Below are 2,787 nucleotides of genomic sequence, written 5' to 3' on the forward strand. Positions count from 1 at the left end.
AAACCCCCGTGGCCGCATTGCCCTCCGGGTCATTCTGAAATGCGAATGCAATACCATCAGCGCCAGAGGCATTCTTGGTGCCCAGATAAACGGAGAACTCCACCGTAAATGGAGAAAGCAGACTGATACGGTTATCCGACCATGCGGCACCAGCCTGGTTACCCAGGTCTTGCGTTAAGGTAATTTCGCCAGTGCTGTTATCTCGTGTTGCAGTACCACTTAACTGCATACTCGTCGAAACAGGCAGGTCGCAAAACAGGGAACTCAAGGTGATGCCGTAGTCTTCGACCTCACCATCATCCGGGCTATTTCCAATACCCGGATTCGGGGACCGGGTAAATTTAAACCGGGCAAAACTGTTTCCATCTGAAAGACTGGCCGGTACGGATATCGGCACAGCGGTTTCTGTAATAAAATTACTGGACCCGACACCATTGTTGGTTTCGCCATTATTTTCAATATATAAGTCCGTTACCACTCTCTCGCCGGGATCAGAAAAATCATTATCCCGATTCCAGTCAAACCAGGCATTCAGGTAACCACTACCAAAGGTAGAGAAATCAATATCAACATTTTCACCTGGCGTAAAAACGCGCCCATTTAACGACTGACCGGAAACAGAAACACCGTCTTCGTCATCGAAATTGACAACCGCGCCACCCGTACCGTCATTATCATCGCCATCAGCATTGGCGCTTTGCTGCTGCGCCGCATCGCTATCCGCAACCAGACCTCGACCCAGACCTAACTGACTGGAAATCGACTGCCTGGATGAGGCATAAGCAGCAGGAGTGTCGCCATAATCGGTATTGCTTTCGATCAGGTCTTCAAAGTCGTCGACCCGGAATGAAATAAAATAACCCCGGTATGAACCCACGCCTGAATTGTTACCGTAAGCATTATCATTCTGTATCCGAATATTCGCAGTGGAGGTTCCTACAAAAACCACACTGGCACGACATTCCGGGTCAACCGAATTACTGTCATCCGTACAGTTCCCTGATGTTCGACCCTGAATACGAGTATTGTAACTCCCTCCAAAATAAGAGCCGGAGAGAACGGAAGTCTGCGAATTTTCTGATACGTAGGACTGGGTAGCAGGGCCGGTATTGAAGTACAGATCATCCGTGGCAGTCCCGGAAGACGAATCCAGATCAAACCCGGTGACAATCAAACGATCCACTTCCACAGGACTCGATGTCCCTGCCCGGACCAATGTCAAACGCATGTCTACATGGGCTGCATTATCTCCAGCGTCCTGATCGTTGATATACACTTCCAGAACCTGGTTTCCGACACCCACACAGCTTGGTCGCCCTCCCCCCGGCGCGTGTTCATTATCTTCGCTCAAAACCTCCACCAGAAGATCCAGAGGCTGCCCTTCATAGGTGGTATTGGTTCCAAAACGATAACTGGCCAAATCACAATCCTGGCCGGAAAAAACGTTTCTTGTTCCGCTTAAGGGAACGCTGACACCCCATGCCTGCTGACTGATCACCAACAACACGAGCAAAACAAAAAATACCGCACACGGCATGCCAGACAGAAAAGCCTTGGTTTCAAAAGAATTTCTCTGAGCCATTCTCATTCCACCCGCAAACCGAAAATCAGCACAGCGGCTTCACCCGCACCCAACAGGCCGACCTCCGCAGAAACATCGCCAGTCCCCGCATCCGGCGGTGCCGTCACACTGCAGGGCCCGGCCGGAGCCACACAGCTGGTTGCCGCCGCCAGCATACGGGTAAACGGTTGTGTACGATCATTGATAGTGACCTGGTACATGGGCTCGGCGCCGGTATTGGTCGCCGTGAGCCGGTAAATGACACACTGCTCGCCGGGCGTTACCTCGAAACGGGTGAAGACAAAACAGTCGTCCCCGCTGCAGCTACCAGGGCCATCCGGGACACCATTGCAGTCCGAGTCCAGCGCCTGCTCTTTGGTGATCGCCACATCCGTATTATTGGTGGTAGTGGTATCCGTTGCCGAGTCCGACACACTCTGACCGGCACCGTCCGCCGTTACCGTCAGCGTTTTCACATTGGTGATGCCGTAGGCCACTGACGCCGGCGCAAAAATCCTGGAGAAAATCGCCAGACTTTCGCCCACCTCAAGAACGCCGTCATTGCCCGCTGTTTGCAGTGCCACGCTGTCATTGATCACAGCATCAGCCGGGTCCCAGACACCATTACCGTTCGAGTCTTCATAGAGCACGATCGACCAGCCGTTATCTGCCGCCGCATCAGGAGTGCCCGCCAGCAGCACATTATTTAACGGCACATTACCGGTATTGGTCAGTTGATGGGTATAGACCACCGAGCTACCTGGCTCCACCTGCCCCACCTGATCCGGGGTCAGCGCCAGGGCAGGGCCGGCCACCACGACTACCGCATCCAGCTTGATATCACTGGCGCCGCTGGTCGGCGACAAGGCACGGAAATACACGGAGAGGGTATCGCCCCCTTGTGCTTCTGCCGGTGCAGTGATCTGGGCACAGATCAGCCGGTTGTCACCGGCGGGGATCAGTCCGGTGTTGTTGAGCCCCGCACCCAGTGAGGCGCAGTCACCGTTACCGCCGTCGCGATAAAAACTCACTTGCCACCCCGAAGGTAGCTGACCCGGTGCAAAGTCCGTATCGCTGACAGCCAGATCATAGGAGTCCTGACGGGCGCCGGTATTATTCACCACCAGACGCAGTACCGCCTGCTCGCCGGGGGCCGCATTCACGGTCTGCACCGGTGAGGCTTCCGGACCGGCGCCCTCAGGNCTCCTATGATCTGGCTGTCAGCG

The 2,787-nt window shown here is 54.5% G+C and carries 2 protein-coding genes; both read right to left on the reverse strand.

Going from position 1 to position 2,787, the window contains the following annotated elements:
- A partial coding sequence (locus A3714_RS00950; protein ID WP_197463338.1) for an L-type lectin-domain containing protein occupies positions 1-1,582 on the reverse strand: 1,582 nt, incomplete at its 3' end.
- Between the two features lie 2 nt (positions 1,583-1,584).
- Positions 1,585-2,724 (reverse strand): hypothetical protein, encoded by a 1,140-nt coding sequence (locus A3714_RS00955; RefSeq protein WP_231867805.1) that lies wholly within the window; start codon positions 2,722-2,724, stop codon positions 1,585-1,587.
- Positions 2,725-2,787: the final 63 nt, after the last annotated feature.

The sequence above is a fragment of the Alcanivorax sp. HI0007 genome, from assembly GCF_001635525.1.
In the GTDB taxonomy this organism is placed as follows: Bacteria; Pseudomonadota; Gammaproteobacteria; order Pseudomonadales; family Alcanivoracaceae; genus Alcanivorax.